Annotated in this window: 23 protein-coding genes; 4 read left to right on the top strand and 19 right to left on the bottom strand. The window is 41.6% G+C overall.

All coding sequences use genetic code 11. The features are described from left to right. Position 1: 1 nt before the first annotated feature. From tolA to D9T12_RS07295, 10 genes are all read right to left on the bottom strand, one after another. Positions 2-1,189: a cell envelope integrity protein TolA gene (gene tolA / locus D9T12_RS07250; RefSeq protein ID WP_130537546.1), complete on the bottom strand. Its 1,188-nt coding sequence runs from the start codon at positions 1,187-1,189 to the stop codon at positions 2-4. A gap of 2 nt (positions 1,190-1,191) precedes the next feature. Continuing rightward, complete coding sequence (locus D9T12_RS07255; protein WP_130537547.1) at positions 1,192-1,665, bottom strand: ExbD/TolR family protein; 474 nt, start codon at positions 1,663-1,665, stop codon at positions 1,192-1,194. A gap of 32 nt (positions 1,666-1,697) precedes the next feature. Continuing rightward, positions 1,698-2,384, bottom strand: a complete 687-nt coding sequence (gene tolQ, locus D9T12_RS07260) for a protein TolQ (RefSeq protein WP_130537548.1) — start codon at positions 2,382-2,384, stop codon at positions 1,698-1,700. 107 nt (positions 2,385-2,491) lie between these two features. Beyond that, a complete protein-coding gene (ruvB, locus tag D9T12_RS07265) occupies positions 2,492-3,505 on the bottom strand; it encodes a Holliday junction branch migration DNA helicase RuvB (protein ID WP_130537549.1) in 1,014 nt (337 codons plus the stop codon). A 31-nt stretch (positions 3,506-3,536) separates the two neighbouring features. Then, the gene (gene ruvA / locus D9T12_RS07270) at positions 3,537-4,175 is read right to left on the bottom strand and encodes a Holliday junction branch migration protein RuvA (RefSeq protein WP_130537550.1); all 639 of its coding nucleotides are present in this window, start codon (positions 4,173-4,175) and stop codon (positions 3,537-3,539) included. Between the two features lie 39 nt (positions 4,176-4,214). Further along, positions 4,215-4,733, bottom strand: a complete 519-nt coding sequence (gene ruvC, locus D9T12_RS07275) for a crossover junction endodeoxyribonuclease RuvC (RefSeq protein WP_130537551.1) — start codon at positions 4,731-4,733, stop codon at positions 4,215-4,217. An 8-nt stretch (positions 4,734-4,741) separates the two neighbouring features. After that, positions 4,742-5,824, bottom strand: coding sequence for a quinolinate synthase NadA (gene nadA / locus D9T12_RS07280; RefSeq protein ID WP_130537552.1), 1,083 nt, complete (start codon positions 5,822-5,824; stop codon positions 4,742-4,744). A 12-nt stretch (positions 5,825-5,836) separates the two neighbouring features. Further along, entirely contained in the window at positions 5,837-7,621 is a 1,785-nt protein-coding gene (gene aspS, locus D9T12_RS07285) for an aspartate--tRNA ligase (protein WP_206199156.1), read from the bottom strand. A gap of 93 nt (positions 7,622-7,714) precedes the next feature. Next, a complete protein-coding gene (locus tag D9T12_RS07290) occupies positions 7,715-8,350 on the bottom strand; it encodes a DUF502 domain-containing protein (RefSeq protein WP_130537554.1) in 636 nt (211 codons plus the stop codon). Between the two features lie 170 nt (positions 8,351-8,520). Then, positions 8,521-9,144 carry a CBS domain-containing protein gene (locus D9T12_RS07295; RefSeq protein ID WP_130537555.1) on the bottom strand — a complete coding sequence of 208 codons (624 nt, stop codon included), beginning with the start codon at positions 9,142-9,144 and terminating at the stop codon, positions 8,521-8,523. 147 nt (positions 9,145-9,291) lie between these two features. Between D9T12_RS07295 and D9T12_RS07300 the strand changes: the two genes are divergently transcribed. From D9T12_RS07300 to D9T12_RS07310, 3 genes are all read left to right on the top strand, one after another. After that, a complete protein-coding gene (locus D9T12_RS07300; protein WP_130537556.1) occupies positions 9,292-10,191 on the top strand; it encodes a polyprenyl synthetase family protein in 900 nt (299 codons plus the stop codon). 95 nt (positions 10,192-10,286) lie between these two features. Beyond that, the gene (gene queD, locus D9T12_RS07305) at positions 10,287-10,670 is read left to right on the top strand and encodes a 6-carboxytetrahydropterin synthase QueD (RefSeq protein ID WP_130537557.1); all 384 of its coding nucleotides are present in this window, start codon (positions 10,287-10,289) and stop codon (positions 10,668-10,670) included. Positions 10,671-10,813: 143 nt separating this feature from the next. Further along, entirely contained in the window at positions 10,814-11,713 is a 900-nt protein-coding gene (locus tag D9T12_RS07310) for a prepilin peptidase (RefSeq protein ID WP_130537558.1), read from the top strand. Between the two features lie 64 nt (positions 11,714-11,777). On the opposite strand, the gene D9T12_RS07315 is transcribed toward D9T12_RS07310, so the two are convergent. After that, positions 11,778-13,009, bottom strand: a protein-coding gene (locus D9T12_RS07315) for an IS3 family transposase (RefSeq protein WP_130536334.1) whose coding sequence is annotated in 2 segments (ribosomal slippage) — positions 11,778-12,655 and positions 12,655-13,009 — 1,233 coding nt in all. Because the reading frame shifts where the segments join, the coding sequence is not laid out codon by codon here. Positions 13,010-13,137: 128 nt separating this feature from the next. Beyond that, positions 13,138-13,467: a DUF3579 domain-containing protein gene (locus D9T12_RS07320; protein ID WP_130537559.1), complete on the bottom strand. Its 330-nt coding sequence runs from the start codon at positions 13,465-13,467 to the stop codon at positions 13,138-13,140. 187 nt (positions 13,468-13,654) lie between these two features. On the opposite strand from D9T12_RS07320, the gene D9T12_RS07325 reads away from it, so the two are divergent. Beyond that, positions 13,655-14,722, top strand: a complete 1,068-nt coding sequence (locus D9T12_RS07325; protein ID WP_130537560.1) for a 3-deoxy-7-phosphoheptulonate synthase — start codon at positions 13,655-13,657, stop codon at positions 14,720-14,722. Positions 14,723-14,757: 35 nt separating this feature from the next. Here the strand turns inward: D9T12_RS07325 and thiL are convergent, their stop codons facing one another. The 7 genes from thiL to nrdR form a co-directional block, all read right to left on the bottom strand. Next, a complete protein-coding gene (thiL, locus tag D9T12_RS07330) occupies positions 14,758-15,819 on the bottom strand; it encodes a thiamine-phosphate kinase (RefSeq protein WP_130537561.1) in 1,062 nt (353 codons plus the stop codon). A gap of 70 nt (positions 15,820-15,889) precedes the next feature. Further along, entirely contained in the window at positions 15,890-16,360 is a 471-nt protein-coding gene (gene nusB, locus D9T12_RS07335; RefSeq protein ID WP_130537562.1) for a transcription antitermination factor NusB, read from the bottom strand. Positions 16,361-16,386: 26 nt separating this feature from the next. Then, on the bottom strand, positions 16,387-16,848 hold the full coding sequence (gene ribH / locus D9T12_RS07340; protein WP_130537563.1) for a 6,7-dimethyl-8-ribityllumazine synthase: 462 nt from the start codon (positions 16,846-16,848) through the stop codon (positions 16,387-16,389). Between the two features lie 152 nt (positions 16,849-17,000). After that, on the bottom strand, positions 17,001-18,116 hold the full coding sequence (gene ribBA / locus D9T12_RS07345) for a bifunctional 3,4-dihydroxy-2-butanone-4-phosphate synthase/GTP cyclohydrolase II (RefSeq protein WP_130537564.1): 1,116 nt from the start codon (positions 18,114-18,116) through the stop codon (positions 17,001-17,003). A 33-nt stretch (positions 18,117-18,149) separates the two neighbouring features. Continuing rightward, the gene (locus D9T12_RS07350; RefSeq protein ID WP_130537565.1) at positions 18,150-18,803 is read right to left on the bottom strand and encodes a riboflavin synthase; all 654 of its coding nucleotides are present in this window, start codon (positions 18,801-18,803) and stop codon (positions 18,150-18,152) included. Between the two features lie 9 nt (positions 18,804-18,812). Beyond that, positions 18,813-19,979: a bifunctional diaminohydroxyphosphoribosylaminopyrimidine deaminase/5-amino-6-(5-phosphoribosylamino)uracil reductase RibD gene (ribD, locus tag D9T12_RS07355; protein WP_240693145.1), complete on the bottom strand. Its 1,167-nt coding sequence runs from the start codon at positions 19,977-19,979 to the stop codon at positions 18,813-18,815. Between the two features lie 12 nt (positions 19,980-19,991). Next, the gene (gene nrdR / locus D9T12_RS07360) at positions 19,992-20,462 is read right to left on the bottom strand and encodes a transcriptional regulator NrdR (RefSeq protein WP_130537566.1); all 471 of its coding nucleotides are present in this window, start codon (positions 20,460-20,462) and stop codon (positions 19,992-19,994) included. Positions 20,463-20,622 lie beyond the last annotated feature (160 nt).

Below are 20,622 nucleotides of genomic sequence, written 5' to 3' on the forward strand. Positions count from 1 at the left end.
ATTAGGGCTTGAATTTAAACGCGATTTCTTTTTCAAAAATTTCATTCACTGGCGCCAACGGCAAAGGCGCAGCTCGCCATACGGCTTGTTCAGCAGCCACCTTAAATTGACGATTAGCATGTTCATTACAGTTTAGAACTTTCACCGACTGAATTTCTCCAGCCATATTCTGAACGATATACAAGTCGCACTCCGCTTTATCAGAAATATTGGCAGGCGTTTTCCAGTGATTTTTTACATCCGACGCAATCGCTGAAACATATTGTTGTTGCATACTTTTTAATTGTTTTTGCCGTTCGGCTTCTCGCTGGCGGGCTGCTTCTTGAGCGAGCTGCTGTTGTAACGCAGCTTCTGCCATATCACGCTCTTTTTGCGCTTTCGCACGGGCCGCTTCTTCGGCAAGTCGTTGACGCTCTTTTTCTTTTTCAGCAAGCTCTTTAGCTAACGCTTGTTTGCGTTTCTCTTCGGCTAAACGTGCCGCCTCTGCCTCTTTGGCTTTTTTCTCTGCCGCTATTCTCTCTTGCTCTGCTTTCTCAGCCGCTTTTTTGGCCGCCAACACCTTTGCCTCTTCTTCTTGGCGTTTCTTTTCTTCTGCGAGTCGTTTTTCTTTGGCTAAACGTTCTTCTTCTTGAGCTTTCTGACGCTGGGCTTCAGCTTTTTTCTTTGCTTCTTCTGCAATTTTGATTGCTTCCGCCGCTTTACGCTTTTCTTCCTCAGCTTGTTTTTTGGCCTCAGCAATGCGTTTCGCTTCTTGTTCAGCTTGACGTTTCTTTTCTTCTGCCAAACGTTTTTGTTTTTCCGCTTCCTTCTTTTCTAATGCTTGCTGTTTCTTAAGCTCTTCTAAACGCTTTTGTTCTTGTTGTTTTTGTGCTTCAAGTTCTTTTAATCGCTTTTGTTCAGCCAGTGATTTTTCTTCTAACTGCTTTGCTTGCACAATCTTTTGATTTTCTTGCGCTTTAATGTTCGCAAGTTGTTGTTCAATAATTTTTGAATCAACTGTATAAGTATTCATTGGTTGAATAACTTCAACGGGTAATTCTGCTGGAAGTTTATTGTTTTGGGCATCGACATTGTGAACCATAATTTCTGACGAATGTTCCCACTGATTGACCACAAGCCAGCCTAGAACAACATGAAGGATAAAGGCAAGCGTGACAGACAAAGGATGTCTTTTAATGAAATCAATCATTTTTAAGCTCCTGCCCCAATTAATGAATCCATAGATACGGGCTCTGTCATTAGTGACACATTTTCAACCCCATTGCTTTTTAAAACTGTAAAAAGCTGTAAAACTTTTCCATATTTGGCAGCTTGGTCTGCTTGAATATAAAATACTTGCTCGGCATTCAACTGAGAACGAGCAATCACCTCCGCAACCAACAATTCCAACTCTTGGTCACTAATGAAAGTATCAGGCGATTTTGAAGTTTTATAGAGGCCATCAGCCGTAATACTTATCACAAAAGGTTCCACTGTAGGCATTGAATCTGAAGCGTCATCAACAACTGGAGTCTGAGGAAGTTCGACGGTTACGGCCTGTTGAACAATGGGAGCGGTAACCATGAATATAATGAGCAATACTAACGTCACATCAATATAGGGAACGACATTGATTTCTGCCATTAATCGACGTTTGCGACGTTGACTACGAAAATTGTTGGCCATTTTTACAATCCTTATGATAATCCGTTTTCAAACTAGGCTTTTTTATCGTAAAGATGTGCTTGACGCTGCAAAATAGTTAAAAAATTATCTGCAAAATTTTCATACTCATTCATCAACAAATCCACGCGATTACTCAAACGGTTATAGGCAATCACCGCCGGAATTGCAGCAAAAAGACCGATTGCAGTAGCAATCAATGCCTCAGAAATCCCTGGAGCAACCGCGGCTAGAGTTGCGTGTTGTACGTTACCTAATGATTGAAAGGCATGCATTACTCCCCAAACTGTTCCAAACAAGCCAATGTAAGGTGCTGAAGAGCCAACTGTGGCCAAAAAATTCAAATGTTTTTCGAGACGATCATTTTCACGAGAAAAGGCGATTTTAATGGCGCGTTGTGAAGCAGAAACTAAATCAGTAGTATTGGTGACACCTTGATTTTGTAAACGTATAAATTCTCGAAAACCATCTGCAAAAATTAAGGAAAGACCTTTATGGGTGTCACGATTAGACTCCACTTCTTTAAAAAGATTTGTTAGCTCTTGAGAACTCCAAAAATTGGCTTCAAATTGCTCAGCCTGCAAACGTGATTTTCTTAATTCGTTACTTTTGGCAAAGGCAATTGCCCATACAGCTACAGACATCAGTGCCAAAATTAACATGACAGCTTGGACAACTGGACTTGCAGTTAAAACCAATGTCATTAAATCCATTTCTTGCATTGAGCATTCCTCTTTTCTATGACGACATTCTGCTGAACAAAATCCCTACATTTCTATACTGGTTTTCTTATTAGAAATCATTTATACAAAATTAATTGACAAGAACTTTACTCATTCACATCTGATTTTTCAACTTTCAAATGTGAATAAGCACTTGAGGTTGCGACTCGACCTCTTGGCGTTCGTATTAAAAACCCTTCTTGAACCAAAAATGGCTCAATTACATCTTCAATCGTACCGCGTTCTTCGCCTAAGGCTGTAGCTATACTATCAATTCCTACTGGCCGGCCTTCAAATTTATGAATTAAAGTTTCTAAGAACTTCACATCCATTTTATCCAACCCAAGATTATCGACCTCCAAAAGATTTAATGCCAAATTTGCCATTTCTTGGGTAATTATTCCTTCCCCTTTGACCTGGGCATAATCTCGTACTCTGCGCAATAACCGATTGGCAATACGGGGTGTTCCTCTTGAACGCCGGGCAATTTCAAGTGCTCCGGCCTCATCCGCTTCCAATCCTAAAATATTGGCTGAACGCTGGACGATTAAAGAAAGTTCGGTGTGCGAATAAAACTCCAACCGTTGGACGAGACCGAAGCGATCTCGAAGCGGCGAAGTCAAAAGTCCTGCCCGGGTCGTCGCACCAACTAGTGTAAACGGAGGGATATCAATTTTGACACTTTGAGCTGCTGGCCCTTCACCAATGACAATATCAATTTGATAATCTTCCATTGCAGGATAGAGAACTTCTTCAACAATTGGGCTAAGACGATGAATTTCATCAACAAACAGTACATCATGCGGTTCAAGACGAGTGAGAATTGCGGCTAAATCGCCCGGCTTTTCAATGACGGGTCCAGAAGTTTGGCGAAGAGTCACTCCCATCTCTTGCGCAATAATATTAGACAAAGTTGTTTTTCCAAGTCCAGGGGGGCCATAAAGCAAAACATGGTCTAAAGATTCGCCACGCATTTTCGCAGCTTGCATTGACAACATCAATTGATCCCGAACCGCTTCTTGACCGATATATTCATGGATTTGTTTTGGACGAACAGAGGGAGCTTGATAAATATCGTCCTCAACCTCTTGGCTACCAACAATGCGATCTGTTTCAATCATTCTTAATTCTCTCTACCCTGTAGATCTTTCCTTAAAGCTTAATGCTCTGCAAAGACTTTTTAATGAGCGTTTCAAGGTTATCATTCGGATCAAATACCGCCTCAACCATTTTCAGGGCTTGCGACTCTTTATAACCTAAGGAAACTAATGCGGATACTGCATTGTTTTTAATACCAATTTGCGGTGCAGGTTTTACAGACGAAGATTCACCGGCCGGTTGCGTTAAACTGAAATCATCGGTTTGGTAATCAATCTGCTGTGAGTCAATTAATGGCTTTAAGCGATCTCGCATTTCAATTTGCAAGCGCTCGGCTGTTTTTTTGCCGACACCTGGAATTTTGGTTAAAGCCACAATATCTGCCTGATCTACCTTCTGGCAAAATTCATGAACACTCATGGTCGATAAAATCGCCAGTGCCATTTTGGCACCAATTCCATTTACCTTAATCAAGGTTTTGAAAAGCGTTTTTTCGGATTCTGTTGCAAAACCAAACAATTGCATCGCATCTTCACGTACATGCATATGCGTTAAAATTACCACCTCATGCCCGAGTTCCAATGAATAGAACGTCGACATAGGTGCTTCCACTTCATAACCAACACCGGCCACATCAATAAACATCAATGGAGGGGTTTTCTTAACCAATTTACCGCGTAGAAATCCAATCATAATTTCAAGTTATACCTTAAAACGTCAAAAACGAATATTTTAAAACTTCGAGCCTTTTGATACCTTTTCAGCATCAATCCCCAATGACATATAACGATCATGGCACAAAGCGCAGGCCAAAGCATCAGCAGCATCTTCTTGCGGACTATCGGTAAGCTTTAAAAGATTTTGCACCATATACTGCACTTGGTCCTTTCCTGCGTGACCTTTGCCAACTATCGTACTTTTAATTTGGGTAGGCGTGTATTCCATAATCGGTACATCATGCATGGCCGCAGCACACAAGATAACGCCACGAGCCTGCCCAAGAGTGATAGCAGATTTGGGATTTTTATACACAAAGACTTTTTCTACAGCCATAACATCAGGTTGATATTGTTCAATCAACTGACAAATCGATAGATAAATATTTTTGAGGCGTTGCGCGCCAGACAACTTTTCGACACGGATTACACCACTTACAAGATATGAGGGGTTATAGCGTCCTGATTCGACAATACCAAAACCAGTTTTACGAGAACCGGGGTCAATCCCTAAGACACGACGCGGCTTTTTCAAATCAAAGCCTAGGACTGTTTCGGAGCAATTAGCCCCGCTTGACGTGAAAAATCTAACATTCGCTCAAGGGAAACTAAGGCTTTAGTTCGAATGGTATTATCCACTAAAACTTCCGGCGCTTGATTTTTTAGACAATCTCGGAGATTTTGAAGGCTATTCATCGCCATCCAAGGACAATGTGCACAACTTTTACATGTCGCTCCATGGCCCCCTGTTGGCGCAACAATCAATGTTTTATTCGGAGCCAACTGCTGCATTTTATAAAAAATATTGTAGTCAGTTGCCACAATAAATTTTTCATAAGGCATGGTTTGAACCGCATTCAGCAAAACCTTAGTCGAGCCTACAACATCAGCCTGAGATACAACAGAAGCCGGAGACTCCGGATGAATTAAAAGCTTGGCTTCAGGATGTTTTTGACGTAACTCTTCAAGCTCAAAACTTTTGAATTCATCATGCACAATACAATGCCCTTGCCAGCGAATCATTTCAATACCGGTTTCTTTTTCAATCCAATCACCTAAATGGCGATCTGGTGCCCAAATAATTTTTTCGCCCTGCTCTTTTAAGTAAGTGACTATTTGCAAAGCATTTCCGGAAGTCACAACCCAATCAGCTACCGCTTTAACCTCAGCACTGGTATTTGCATAAACCACCACCTTGTGTTCAGGGTATTGTGCACAGAACTCTGCAAACTCATCTGCGGGACAACCGATATCCAACGAACACGTTGCCTCAAGGTCGGGCATTAGAACCGTTTTCTCAGGAGAGAAGATCTTGGCAGTCTCTCCCATAAAACGAACACCACAGACGACCAGAACATCTGCATCCGATTGCGCACCGAAATTTGCCATTTCAAGTGAATCAGCGACCACACCACCGGTTTCTTCTGCCAAAGCTTGTAACTCGTCATCGACATAATAATGCGCTACTAACTGTGCATTACTCGCCTTAAGAAGCTGTTTAATCTCAGCTTTAAGTGCCTGTTTTTGCTGATCATTCAACCAAGGTTGAGTCGGCGCATCACTCGCAAGCTGCTGAATGCGTGACTCAAGTTGTACGGGAATGTTCTGTGCCTGTGAAACTGTCATAGTCAACCGAAATTATTTATCGCCACCGCGAGTTGGCTTTCGGAAGCGTAATAGCAACTCTTCAAGCTGGGCATTATCTACTAAACCAGGAGCCTCAGTTAATGGACAAGAAGCTGACTGAGTTTTTGGAAATGCGATAACGTCTCGAATCGATGGAATATCACCTAAAATCATGACCAGACGATCTAGGCCAAATGCCATACCCGCATGCGGTGGACAACCATATTTTAGAGCATCTAAAAGGAAACCAAATTTCTCTTGAGCTTCCTCATCAGAAATTCCAAGCAATTTAAATACTGCTGCTTGCATATTTGTATCATGAATACGCACTGAGCCACCGCCCACTTCAAGCCCATTAATAACAAGATCATAGGCGCGTGACAACATCTGCTCAGGCGCATCATGGTTTAGAATTTCTTCTGTCGTTGCTTTTGGCTGCGTAAATGGGTGGTGAATTGCTGTCATTCTAGCCGTTGCTTCATCTTCTTCAAACATTGGGAAGTCGACTACCCAAACAGGCTTAAAGCGGCCATTTAACATACCAAGATCTTCACCCAGCTTGACACGTAAAGCACCAATTGCATCATTCACAACTTTTGCAGAATCTGCGCCAAAGAAGACAATATCACCATCTTTTGCATCGACACGTTCCATGATTTGCATGACTTGATCTGGGAAGAATTTAATAATAGGTGATTGCAGACCGTCGATACCAGCTGACATATCATTGACTTTAATGTACGCCAAACCTTTTGCACCATAAATTCCAACAAACTTGGTGTATTCATCAATTTCTTTGCGCGACATTGAGCCTGCACCTGGGACACGTAATGCAACAACACGTCCCTTCGGATCTTTAGCCGGTCCAGCAAAAACTTTGAACTCAATATCTTGTAGAAGATCTGCAATATCAACCAGTTGCATATCAATACGCAAATCTGGACGATCAATTCCGTATTTCGAAATGGCATCCGCATAGGTCATTCGTGGAAAGTCATCCTCAAATTCATACCCAATCGCTTCTTTAAAGATCGTTTTGGTCAGACCTTCCATGGTATTCATGACTTGCTCTTCCGTCATGAATGAAGTCTCAATATCTAACTGTGTAAATTCAGGTTGACGATCCGCACGCAAGTCTTCATCACGGAAACAGCGAGTAATTTGGTAATAACGGTCAAAGCCAGACATCATTAGCAACTGTTTAAAGAGTTGAGGTGATTGTGGAAGCGCAAAGAACTTATTTGCATGGGTACGACTTGGAACCAAGTAATCACGTGCCCCTTCTGGCGTTGATTTCGTTAGGATTGGTGTTTCCATATCCATAAAGTTGTTGTCATCTAAATAGCGACGCATCGAGCGAGTAATCGCATATCGCAACTTCAGGTTGTTTTGCATTTCATCACGACGAAGATCAATATAACGATATTTCAGACGTGTCTCTTCGCCAACATTTTTCTCATCCAACTGGAATGGAATAGGTTCTGCCATTGACAGCACGTCCAATTTTTCCACTACAATCTCGATTTTCCCAGTTTTCATATTTGGGTTAATCGTCCCTTCCGAACGAGCAATGACTTTACCAGTAATGCTTAAAACGCATTCAGCGCGTAGCTTTTCCGCGACTGCAAACTCTGGACGCTCATCAGGATTCACTACCACCTGCACAATTCCCTCACGGTCGCGCAAATCGATAAAAATGACCCCACCGTGGTCACGGCGACGATGAACCCAACCGGCAACCTGTACCGTCTGGTCAATGAAAGTTTCTGTTACTTGTCCACAGTAATGCGTACGCATCATAACTAAAGCCTTTGTTAAATTATTTTTGTTAATTATTAAATACTTTTCTACCGGCCGGTTCCATCTTTACCTGAATCCAACCGATTAAATTTATGCTTCTTGCTCTCTAGCTTTTTTACCTGCTAGTTTTTCTGGCGAAACTACCCCACCTGAAATCACCATTTTTAAAGCATCATCCACTTCTAAATCAAGTTTTATGATATCCGAGCGGTCTGCCATAATAAAAAAACCAGAAGTTGGGTTTGGTGTGGTCGGCACAAACAAATTCACAACATCAGGCATTCCCGTTTTGCGTTGAGGTTCCGAAATGTTCTTTCCTGTCTGAAACGCCAACGTCCACAAACCTTTGCGCGGGTACTCTATCAAAAATACATTCTGAAATGTCTGTTCTCCAGAACCAAAAACGGCTTCTGCAATTTGTTTAACCGCTTTATAAATACTTCTAACAAGTGGAATTCGAGCTAAAAAGGACTCCCAGAAACCAACCAACTTACTGCCAATCAAATTTGCCACCAGCATACCGGTAAATAAGATCAACAAAAATGACAGTAAAACGCCTAACCCCGGAATATCCATACCCAAAAGGGTTTCAGGCCGATATTTCATTGGCAGCAAAAGTAGGCTTTGATCGAATAAATCCACCAAAAACTTGACCACTGCAATTGTCACACCCAATGGCAACCAAACCAGAAGGCCAGCAATCAAATAACGCTTGAGAAACGACATATCCATTCGCCCGTCGAAAATATTTGAGCATTATAGAGGAATTCGCTTTTTAAATAAAAACAAACCGACCTTTAAAAGCAAATTTATTAAGTGGAGAAAATCGAAAGAAAATACCGGCCGGTTATATTCTTATTGGCAGCCTTAAAAAAACAAAAGTCAAAAAGGAGAATTTAGACGTAAATTTCAACTGGTGGTTCTTTAGCCAAACGTTTGACTAAATCACCTTGTGTGACAATCCCAACCAAGCGCTCTTCATCCGTGACCACAATCGCCCCAACATCAAATTCACTGAACACTTGAGCGACTTGGCGAATCTCAGTGTCCATTGAAGTCGTAACAACTTGTCTCTGCATAATCTTGGCTAAAGACTGATTTGCACCTTGTTCAATGCTCCCTTGCTCATCAATAATTAAGCGCTTCAACAATTGGATGCGATTAACCATTCCAATCAAAACACCATCATCGACAACTGGAAGGTAATCAATCTGTAAACGCTCCATTCGATCGTATACTTGCATCAACAAACTATTTAACTCGATGGTAATCACCGGATGACTCATCACTTCGGCCACCTTTACTGCAATCCGACGTTTCGACTCGGCTTGGTTTTTTTGATAAGCAGTTAATTTTTTTTGTGTTTGGGCTTGATTAGGCAGGTGTGAATCGACATCCAATTCTTTTAATTGAGAATCCGTTACTTGGTTAATACGCGTAGCGGGGTCTACCCTGATAAGAGGTAATTGCTGAATATTTGCCGCAAATGATTGCCCTTCAGGGCTATAGACCACAAACACTTTTAGCTCCTCATCTCACCCTATTCGAATACGTAACTTTTAGAATTCTATAGTTATTCTAACGGCCGGCAATGGCATATTCTGAATTTTCGTCATTCTACAGCTATACTGTGCACCTTTTAATGACATTCTGAAACAGCATTCTATATGGAAGCCCTAAAACTCTACCAAGCTAAAATTGAACTCTTTCTTGATGATGCACTTCAAAACTTGCCAGCCAATCCTATAAACTTGCAAGAAGCCATTCGCTACTCAACGCTAAATCAAGGTAAGCGAATTCGCCCCGCAATGCTTTTAGCCATCGGTGAAATTTTTGAAATTGAAGAAAATAAACTTTCTGCACCGGCTTGTGCATTAGAACTGATTCACTGCTATTCATTAGTACATGACGATTTACCGGCAATGGACGATGATAACTTACGTCGAGGAAAACCGACTTGTCATATTGCGTTTAACGAAGCAACCGCTATTTTAGTCGGCGATGCCCAACAAACTCTAGCTTTTGAAATTCTGGCTACCGAGAACAAAATCTCAGCAGAACATCGAATTGAAATGATTCAAATTCTGTCAAAATCCGCCGGCGTGAATGGCATGGTGGCCGGACAACAAATTGACTTAAACTCTGAAAATACCGAAGCGCCTATTTCATTAGACGAACTGAAAACTCTACACCGACTCAAAACTGGGGCCTTAATTAAAGCAGCATTTTTACTGGGAGCTTGTCAAAGCACAAAATTTGAACAATACCGGCCGGTTCTGGAAAATTTAGGCGAAAGCATTGGATTGGCATTTCAAGTGCAAGACGACATTATCGATATTGAATCCGACACACAGACACTTGGAAAAACTCAAGGCAAAGATGAAGCGGCCAATAAATCCACTTTTCCAAAATTACTCGGTTTAGAAGCGGCTAAAGGTTATCGAGACTCACTTATTGAACAAGCAAAAAACGCCTTAAAAAGCCTGCCAAACAACTCTAAAACTGGAAAAAATACACACCGATTCTTGGAACAACTCATCGAATTTATTGCCCAAAGAAACCACTAAACTAATTGCTGTTTTCAAGGTTTTCACAACTCGAATTTTTTATAAAAAAAAGTTATAATAAACAACTTATTTTAGATAATTGAGAAAGCACTTCCATGGCGCAAACATTTGTTTTAAAAACACTTTTAGATTTTGCCTCTGCACACAGCTTACGCGCTTACCCAGGTGATTGTGCAAAATTACATGGTCATAATTGGAAGATTGAGGTTCAAGTGCGCGGACACAAACTCAACGACATCGGTATGGTCATTGACTTTAAAGAGATCAAACGTCATGCAAAAGAAGTCGTCAAAGAGTTAGACCACACGTTTTTAAATGATCACCCCTATTTTAAAGAAGATCACAACCCCACCGCCGAGAATATTGCGGTATACCTCTATCGTGAAATTCAAAGCCGCATCCAAACCGATTTAGTTCAAATGCATCAAATTACCGTTTGGGAAAATGATCGTAACTGTGTCATCTACTCAGAAGAGTAAAACAAAAAACAATGGGCTGTTTCATCCATAGAAGCGCCCATTGCCTAAGCATAAATCTTTTCCTCAGCTTCTTGTCCCTAGAAAATTGCGTTAATATATTCAGCTTGTTTTGCTCTGAAAGCTAGATTCTAAGGACTTCAATTTTGTTCACACACACCCAAATTCCTTTTTTCGAATTAAACTTACCTCAAATTATTGTATTTGGTAGTTTGTTTGGCTTAATTATTGGCAGCTTTATTTCAATGCTAAGCTGGCGATTACCTCGCTTATTAATGGCTCAATATACGCATGATATTGCACAAGAAACCGGAAATTCGGTCAGTGAAAATTCACCGGCCGGTAACGAATCCAACACTATTGACTACAACCCAGAACAATCAATTCTCAGCCAACTAAGTGTTGGTGGCTCGAAATGCCCCCACTGCAAAACACGTTTAAAGTGGTATCAACTGTTTCCATTATTTAGCTGGCTTTTCTCTCGCGGGAAATGCTTGCACTGTAAACACCCCATCTCCACCCGCTATCCTCTTATTGAATTATTTACAGCCGTTTCAACGGTTGTCATTTTGTGGCAATTTGAACTGTCTCCAATTGGAATTGCTGCATTAATTTTTAACTACACATTAATTACGATTAGTGTGATTGACTTTGAACACCACTTAATCTTGGATGTCATCAATTACCCTTTTTTGTGGTTAGGTCTGCTAATAAACACGCAAGGCTGGTTTGCCTCACTGGAAGAAGCTGTTTGGGGGGCTGCAATCGGTTATCTATTGCTTTGGCTGGTGTTCCACGGTTTTAAATTCATAACTGGAAAAGAAGGCATGGGGTTTGGCGATTTTAAAATGCTAGCAGCACTCGGCGCTTGGTTTGGTGCTTTAGCACTTGCACAAATTATACTGATTGCAGCCGTAGCAAGCATCCTAGCCGGAGTCATTGGAACCTTACTCAAACGACACTCATACGAGCAACCTCTTGCATTCGGCCCTTTTCTTGCCATTGGTGGTTGGTGTACGCTTTTCTTTGGAGCAAGTTTGTTTTAAATCATTTTGCCATACATCAAAATAAAACCTCAATGTCCCGTCCTGAAATAAGTTGACACTTTTTTCAGGTAAAAAACGCTCGATGAACTTCATCGGGCGTTTTGTATTTTAACGCCAAGTGTGGACGTTGAGTATTGTAGATTTCAATCGACTCTTTCACCATTTGTCGAGCCTGATCAACATCCTTTGGCTTGGTTAATAAAAACTCATTCTTCAGAATCCCGTTCACTCTCTCCGCCAAAGCGTTTTGATAGCAATCATAACCATCCGTCATCGAACAGATAATGCCATGTTTTTCATGGAACACTTGATAAGGTTTTGAACAGTACTGAATCCCTCTATCCGAGTGATGAATGAGTGCCCCTTTTCCTAATCTATTTTTCACTGCGTTCTTTAATGCCTGAAGGACTGGTTGAGCATGCAAAGTGTCGTGCACATGGTAGCCAACGATCTTACGAGAACAGGCATCGGTGACTAAGCTGAGATAGGCCTGGCCGTGTTGTACTGGTAAATAGGTAATGTCTGCAACCCAGAGTTTCTCTGGCGCTTTGGCTAAACGCCTTTGCCCCTGCTCTTTGATGAGATTGGGGTGCTTATAAAACCGATGATGACTGTGCGTGGTTTTATGATAGGCTCGCTTATTAGGCACTAATAAACGCTGCCAACGTAACAAGTCAAACAACTTGTCTCGTCCAATCTTCAATCCTTCTTGGGCTTTAGCTAATAGCAAGTTGTGTAGCTTTCGGGTACCAATCCGCGGCTGGCTGATACGTATCGCTTGTACAAAATCCAGAATCATCCGGTATTGCTTTTCTTTGAGCCGCTGCCTTTGTAATCCTTGGTAGTAAGCCTGACGGCTTATCTGTAAGAATCGACAAGCATTGCTTATGTTGAGCCCTTGGATCTGTTTTTGATCGATAACTCGGCTAACCGCTTTTTTGTCAAGCTAACTCCAAAGTCCTCTTTCATGACTTTGACGACGCCTTCAAAGAATTGGGCTTTGAGTTTTTCTTCGGCGAGTTCTTGTTCAAGCTCTTTAATGCGCTGCTCTGGCGTCTTTTCAGCTTTAGTCGTCGGCATAATGATTCCTCGAAGATGTCGGTTAATGGCGTTGGCGTCAGACCAATTTAACTTACCATGCTTTCTAAGCCAAACTAAAACGGTAGATCGTCCTTGGATACCATAATGTGCTTGCGCTTGTTTATAAGTCATTTCGCCTTTTTCGACTTGGTCTACAACGGACAATTTAAAAGCGAGGGAATAATCGCGCTGTGTGCGCTTAGTGTTTGAAGACATTACTTTTTCCTTTTCGGTTCAGAAAAAGTGTCAATCTTATTTAGGACGGGTCACAACAAACAAAAAAACCGGCAAGGTTTTCACCAGCCGGTTTTCTTTAATATTCAGTTAATCCCTGAATAGATGAATTAAGCAGAGTCTTCTTTTTCTGCTTCGCCTTCATCATCTACTTTTTGCCAACTGCCTTCAACTTCACAAACTTGATGCATTTGTAGCCCATTGCTTTTAACAAAGTTCATGACGTAGTTGAACATATTAGGGTTTTTGATTTCCAGTTCTGTATCAATCATCAAACACTTTTGACCTTCAAACAGTTCTGGATGCAACAAATCAGAATACACCAAACGATGCGCATCACCAAAACTCGCACACATTGATGAAATTCGATCAATCCAATCACTTGGTCGAAACTTGCGACCGTCCTCTGTAAAGCCCTTAATGATATATTTACAATGCACTTTTTTGTGTCCAAATACTCAATTTCAAAAACGGCTAAATGTTACCACAGTTAATTCGCTTTGTGACCCGTGAAGTAAATGATTTTTTCAATCGTTTTAATAGAGAGGTTTAAGCGTGCGGTACACAAACTCCTTGAAAAAAATGGCATAATAAGCGGCTTGATAATTTAACTGAAAGATTTAGGCCATGACAAAGTATCAAACCGACGATTTGCGAATCAAACACATTACCGAAGTTCAACCACCGGAAGTGTTGCATGAACAGTTTCCTATCACAGAATCTGCTGCGCAAACGGTTTACGATACTCGCCAGCAAATTCACAACATCCTTTCCGGCCGTGATGATCGTATTTTAGTGGTTATTGGCCCATGCTCCATTCACGACCCTGCAGCGGCACGCGACTATGCAACCCAATTAAAAAATGAAATCGAGAAATACAAAGACGATTTATTGATTGTGATGCGCGTTTATTTTGAGAAGCCCCGTACAACCGTTGGCTGGAAGGGATTAATCAATGACCCAGACTTGGACGAATCTTTTGAAATCAACAAAGGGCTTGGGCTTGCTCGCTCTTTGCTTCGTGATATCAATAACATTGGTGTCCCAGCCGCAACGGAATTCTTGGACTTAATTTCTCCACAATATATTTCCGACTTGGTTTCTTGGGGTGCCATTGGAGCTCGTACCACTGAAAGCCAAGGCCACCGTGAATTGGCTTCTGGTTTATCTTGTCCTGTTGGTTTCAAAAACGGAACAGATGGCGGCTTCCAAGTTGCAGTTGATGCGATCCGCGCCGCCAACAATCCACACATTTTCATGTCGCTGACAAAAGCAGGCCACTCTGCTATTTTTGAAACCACCGGCAATCCAGATTGCCATGTGATTCTGCGCGGTGGAAATGAAGGGCCAAACTACGAACCAAAGTTCGTGGCCGAAGCAGTTGATAAACTTCAATCTGCTAAGGTTAATAGCAAGCTTATGGTCGATTGCTCCCATGCCAATTCCATGAAACAACATGAACGTCAATTATTGGTGGCCAAATCGATTTCAGAACAACTCACTGACGGCAATGAAAACCTAATGGGTGCAATGATTGAAAGTCACCTAGTAGAAGGGCGTCAAGATGTTGCAAATGGCAAGAGTCTAAATTACGGTCAAAGCATCACCGATGCATGTCTAGGCTGGGACGATAGTATTCAAGCCTTAGAATTATTAGCGCAAGGCGTTCGTGCTCGTCGTGAAGCCAATAGCTAAATAACTAAGCCCAACACCCTACAAATAGTAAAATTTTAAAAATGCTGAAAACCAAAAGTGAGATTTTCAGCATTTTGCCAATCCAAACTCTCAGTTTTGTTCTGGCCTACCAACTCTATGACCGGCCGGTTAATAATTTTTCCAATCCTAGTTACCTTAACATTTAACGCTTTTGCAAGTTCTTGCAAGGCCTGCCAATTAGTTTCCGAAACAGTCAGACACAACTGATAATCATCTCCACCACTCAACGCTAAGCCCCAATCCTTTGTCTGCGAAAAATAAGCTTTCATACCTTCTGATACCGGCACCTCTTGCAGATTAATTTTAGCGCCCAATCCTTTTTGCATCTGATTTTCAGCGGATATTGCGACACTATGATTACCAAAACTGGATTGCCTTAAAATATGAGTCAAATCCTGTAAAAGACCATCTGAAATATCAATTGCACTGTTCACAATACCAGACAGCATTTGCCCAACAGCTGTTTGTGGAACAGGAGTATTCAAGGCCTTTAGTGCATGTAGTTTAAGTGCTTTGGGCATGCTACACACCTCTGGCTTATCAAGGTCTACCTGAAGACCTAAAGCCCCTTCACCTAAATTTCCAGTGACAACAATCCAATCATTTACACATGCACCTCGACGATAAACTGCTTTTCCTTGTTTCACTAAACCTTGCGCACTGATAGTAACACTCAAAGCCCCTTCTTTCGCTGAAGTGGTATCTCCTCCTACTAAAGGAATTTTTAAATTTAAATGCGCACATAAATCAGCTAACCCCTTGGAAAAATCAGCAAACCATTGCTGTTTCGCTAAGGATTTCGGAACACTTAAACTTAACGAATAGCACCATGGTTTCGCCCCCATTGCGGCTAAGTCACTTAAATTCACAGCCAAAGCTTTCCAAGCAACTTGCTGTGCAGGTGTTTTTTCTGGAAAGTGAATTCCCTGTACTAGAGTATCTGTTGCTACAACGACTTGATGTTCAACTGGAACACTCAATACAGCAGCATCATCACCAATCCCTAAATCACCGGCCGGTAACTCTCGGCAAAGACCTACAAAGCAATTTTGAATGATATTAAATTCGGAAGACATAGATTTTCTTTCTTTAAATTTGAGGCATAAAAAAAGGCCTTACGGCCTTTATTAAGCACTTAACTGAACATTACATCTCAGCTGTACGGAGTTGTTTAGCGACTTTATCCAAGACACCATTAATAAATTTATGACTTTCTTCCGCTCCAAAACGTTTTGCAAGCTCCACCGATTCGTTAATTACGGCTTTATAAGGAGTCGCTATCTGATGTTGCAACTCATAGGAACCTATTCGCAAAATCGCACGTTCAACAGGATCTAAGCGCTCAACCTTACGATCAAGAAATTCTGCATAATTCGCATCAACTTCTTCATGTAACTCAATAATATTTTCAAGCAATTCTTTGAAAAGATCAAAATCCAAATCGCCTAAAAACCCGTTTTCTTGAAAATAACGCATAATTTCAATTGGAGAATTATTCGTCATCTGCCACTGATACAAAGCCTGTAAAGCCACGCGACGCGATTGCGTACGGGCAGAAACCTTTGGCTCATCTTCAATAATTTCTTCGCCTTTTCCAGGCTGAACTAAATCATTCATCAATCAAATCTACACTCAACTTGCCATTAAATCTGTTTTAAAACATTAACCATTTCGATGGCAGCAAGCGTGGCTTCTTCACCCTTGTTCCCCATCTTGGTACCCGAACGTTCAATGGCCTGTTCAATTGAGTTTACCGTTAAAATTCCAAAGGCTACAGGAACACTGTGCTTCAGCATCACTTGGCTAATCCCTTTAACCGCTTCTCCCGCTACATAATCAAAGTGTGGAGTTCCGCCTTGAATGACGGCACCTAGTGCCACAATAGCGTCATATTTTCCCGAAGCCGCCATTTTTTCAACTGCCAAAGGGACTTCAAATGACCCAGGTACCATAACTTGAGTAATGTTATCTTCTGAACCACCGTGACGCACGATGGTTTCAATTGATCCTTTTACCAAGTGATCAACGACAAAGCTATTCCAACGTGTCACCACAAAACCAATTTTCATATCTTGAGCATTAAGATTACCCTCAACCATTTGCATCTTTTCTTCCTTTTGCGGTTACTTTTTTCATTCTGATATTAAAAACTACGAGCATTTTGCCATAAAGCTCACTCAAAGAGAATTTGATTATTTATTCTGACAGCACACAGCATGAATCAATGTTGATAAAAACACCCACTCACTTACTTAGCTCAATCTTGTTTTGCGACCGTCTCGACAATTTCAAGACCAAAGCCACCTAGCGCGTGCATAGGCCAAGCAGAACCAATAACCTTTAACTTCTTAAGTCCTAGATCACCAAGAATCTGAGCTCCCAAACCATAGGTCTTTGCATCATCTTCCTGTAAAATTTCCGGGGCATGAATTCCACGGTCTTTTAATTGAAAACGTTGGATTTTATCCAATAATTCAGTTGCTTCTTCATGTTTGCGAAGTACCACAATTGCCCCACTGCCTTCAGAGACAATTTGCTTCATAGCAGACTGTAAAGACCAACCACACTCCGTGCGTTTTGAACCGAAGACATCACATAGCGTGTCAAGCATATGGACACGAACAGCAGTAGGCTGGTCTTTTTCTAAAGTGCCATACACCAATGCAAAATGCGCTTTTTGATCCAGTATGCTTTGGTAACCAATTAATCTAAACTCACCGAACTCTGATGGCAATTTGCACTCTGAAACTCTCTCAATGGTTTTTTCGTTTTGTAAACGGTATTCGATTAAATCGGCAATGGTACCAATTTTAATATTGTGCTCTTTGGCATAATCTTCTAAGTCATCACGACGAGCCATAGAACCGTCTTCATTCATAATTTCAACAATAACTGATGAAGGTTCAAAACCAGCCAATCGAGCTAAGTCACAGCCAGCCTCAGTATGACCAGCTCGTGTTAAAACTCCACCCGGCTGCGCCATCAACGGAAAAATATGCCCTGGAGTGACAATATCTTGAGGTCCTGCATTCTTGGCCACAGCCGTTCTCACTGTCACTGCACGATCGGCCGCTGAGATACCTGTGGTGACACCTTCCGCTGCTTCAATCGAAACCGTGAAATTAGTACCATGTGGATCAGTATTGTCTTTGACCATTAAAGGTAAATGAAGCTGATTGCATCGGTCACGAGTCATCGTTAGACAAATTAAACCACGTCCAAAACGTGCCATAAAATTGATATCTTCAGCAGTCACTGTCTGAGCAGGCACTAGAAGATCACCCTCATTTTCGCGATCTTCATCATCCATTAGGATGACCATTTTACCTTGTCTATAATCTTCAATCAGTTCTTCAATGGTGTTTAATGGCATTGTCTTTTTTCCGTTTCGTAGTCCGTCAGTAATCTATGATTTATAACCGTTTTCAGCTAAAAATTGTTCGGTGATGCTTGAGTTTGTGTTTGCTTGTGGCGCAGTCATCATACGCTCTAAATAACGTGCTAACAAATCCACTTCTAAATTTACGTGGCTACCCACTTCAAAATGTTTAATCGTGGTTTCTTGGCGCGTATGAGGAACAATATTGACATCAAACACACAGCCATCGACCTTGTTAACCGTCAAACTAATGCCATTAATACAAATCGAACCTTTAGCCGCAATATATTTACAAATTTCAATTGGAGCTTCGACTTGATAGCGCCAAGAGCGTGCATCTTGTGAAATTTCTTTAACCTCGCCTACGCCATCAACATGCCCAGAGACTAGGTGACCACCTAAACGGTCTTGAAGACGCAACGCTTTTTCTAAGTTTACAGGCGTACCCACTTTCCACTCGCCAGCAGTGGTCACTGATAATGTCTCACCGGAAACATCGGCAACATAATAATCGTCACCAAATTCAATCGCCGTCAAACAAATTCCATTTGCGGCAATCGAATCCCCCAGTGCAACATCTAACATATCTAATTTTCCGGTTTGAATCGTCATTTTGACGTCGCCGTTTTGAGGCTCGATTTTGGCAATTTTGCCTTCGGCTTGGATAATTCCGGTAAACATACTTTTCCTTTAATTGTTCATCTGTTTTGGCATCAATATCCAACGAATATCATTACCAAACATTTCACACGATTCTGGAACCAGCTCAACTTTATCATTCATAGTCTGTAATTCCGGTAACTCAAACATAGCCCGCGATTTAGAACCGAGAAGACAAGGCGCCATGTATAGATGATATTCATTCACTAAATTCTGCGCAATTAACCGGCCGGTAAGTTTTGCACCTGCTTCAACCATAATGCTTTGAATCCCAAAATCAGAAAATAGCGTCTGCATCAGACATTTCAAATCAATACCTTCTTGATCTGCCGGTAAACCAAGCACCTGTATCTTCTGCGTACTGAGCAATTCGACTTTTTCAGGATTATTTTTTAATGACTCACCTGAACATATTAATAAATTTTTGCCAGGCATTTGCAATATTTTTGCTTGCGGTGAGATTTTTAGGTGCGTATCCAGAACGATCCGCAATGGATAACAATGACTTGTATCTTCTGGCAACCCAAGATGAGCGCTTTGAAGATCTTGTTCAGACAACCGTACGGTTAAACTAGGATCATCAGCCATAACTGTGCCAATCCCCGTCAAAATCGCCTGAGATTGCAAACGTAGCTTATGTACTTCTTTTCGCGCCTCTGAACCGGTAATCCATTGACTTTCACCATTTGGCATCGCTGTTCGACCATCAACGCTAGACGCCATTTTAAGACGAACATACGGCTTCTTGTGACGCATCGCAAATAAAAAGCTTGGGTTCAATTTTTCTGCCTGAGCTTTTAAAACACCGACCGTCACCTCAATGCCTGCGGCTTGCAATATTTTCACCCCTTTCCCTGCAACTAATGGGTTTGGGTCATGCATGCCAATCACGCAACGCTGAATCTTCGAATCGACTAAGCGATTAGCACAGGGAGGCGTTCGACCATAATGCGAACAAGGCTCAAGAGTTACATAGGCCGTGGCTCCTTCTACCTCATTTCCGCGCTGCTTTGCATCCGCTATAGCCAAAGGTTCTGCATGAGGTAGACCGGCTTTGTGGTGCCAACCTTCACCAATTACGGTGCCATTTTTGACTAAAACACAACCAACCATTGGATTTGGTTTAGTGGAATACAGGCCTTTTTTCGCCAATTCAATGGCCATCTGCATAAAGTATTCGTCACTGGCTATCTGCACTGAATTTAACCTTCAACTATTTTTTGCGGCAGTTGCTTGCACCAACTTCTCAACCTCTTCACGGAATGCATTCACATCCTGGAAAGATCGGTAAACCGAAGCAAAGCGAACATAAGCGACTTGATCCAACTCTCGCAGCGAATCCATTAACCATTCACCGATTTGAGAAGATTGAATTTCGCGAACACCTTCGGTCATAGCTTGTTTCATAATCCCATTAACAACTTGCTCAATCGCATCACTTTTAACCGGCCGCTTTTCCAGTGCTTTGACCAAGCCATTACGAATTTTATCTTCGTCAAAGCGCTCACGATTACCATCACTTTTAATAACTCGTGGCAAAGAGAGTTCGGCAGATTCATAGGTGGTATAGCGCTCACCACATTGCAAACACTCTCGACGACGGCGGACTTGAGCCCCTTCTGTCGCCAAACGTGAATCAACCACTTTGGTATCTGGGGCATTACAGAATGGACAATGCATGAAAAACTCCTTACACAACTAGTGCAATCACTTTTCCAAAGTTTACCGCTGTCGCTATTGTTACCGGCCGGTAAACTTTTGAAAAATGATTTGAAAAAACGAAAAAACCACTCAGAAACAAATCTGAGTGGTTTAGTTTAACGAACCATCAAAATGATAA

This window comes from Thiomicrorhabdus indica (genome assembly GCF_004293625.1).
GTDB lineage: Bacteria > Pseudomonadota > Gammaproteobacteria > Thiomicrospirales > Thiomicrospiraceae > Thiomicrorhabdus > Thiomicrorhabdus indica.